A 1,007-nucleotide genomic window follows, 5' to 3' on the forward strand; every position below is an offset into this window, starting at 1 on the left:
ATCGGGAACAGCGGCCGGTTCGTGGTGTCGGTGGCGCCGACGAACGCCTTGTAGAGCACCTGCTCGACGGCGAACATCTCGAAGTCGTAACCGCGCACGAACTGCAGTCCGGCGAGCGCCTGGTCCCAGGCGTCGGCCAACGCGGCGTCGGTGGGGGCTACGCCGAGCGTGATGTCGACGGCGGCCGTCAGGGTGGCCAGGAACGCCGCGGCGGCCGATTCGAGCCCTTCCCGCCAGCCACGCTTCATCTGGTCGAAGATGAGCGTCGACACCGCGGGGTTGCCACCCATGTCCCACACCTCACGGGTGATCGACGCCTTGCCGCTGATCGCGGTCGGGGTGATCGTCTGTGAAGTCGTGGTGAACACGCCGCCCGCCGGCTCGACAGCCTGGACGTGATCGCCCACGAGCCCGGATGCGGAGCTGAACTTGGGGAACGTGAACGGCTGCACACCGTTCGGCGGGCCACCCCGATTGATCGACTCCCAGATTGGGTAGCGGAAGTCGCGCTGGTCGACGTACAGATCGGGCCGCTGGATCGCCGGGTTGAGCGACGTCACGTCGGCCGTGTCGGTGTCGGCGAATGCGTGGCGCAGGAACCCCATCACCCGCTTGCCGGCATCCGTCTCCACACCGTAGAGATCCTTGGCGAGCGCCATCTCGTGCAGGTCCGTGGAGAACTCGTGCTCGGCCCGCTGGAAGCTACCGTTCCGGTCGAACCGGTAGGGCAGCGCCTCGCGGACGAACTCGACGGTGCCAGACCGGGCCGGGTTGACGACCTCGGGCCGCTCCACGTGCTCGGGCACCGCAGGGGCGGCGGCCAGACCGGCGCCGGGCAGGCCGAGCAGCAGGCCGAGACGGCCGGATTGCACGAGGCTGTCGACCTGCTCCGACGACAAGATGAGTCCGCCTTCGGGGACGGCCGGCAGATTCTCGGCCGGGCCGGCCGCGGTGGCGGTGATGGCCTGCAATACGCCAGTGAGGGCGAACAGCGACGAGAGCTGCTC

1 protein-coding gene is annotated in these 1,007 nt (G+C 69.0%); it reads right to left on the reverse strand.

Annotated elements, in window-relative coordinates; all coding sequences use genetic code 11:
* A partial coding sequence (locus ACRDSQ_RS29910) for a hypothetical protein (protein ID WP_431425684.1) occupies positions 1-1,007 on the reverse strand: 1,007 nt, incomplete at both ends.

This window comes from Actinokineospora sp. (assembly GCF_050699995.1).
In the GTDB taxonomy this organism is placed as follows: Bacteria; Actinomycetota; Actinomycetes; order Mycobacteriales; family Pseudonocardiaceae; genus Actinokineospora.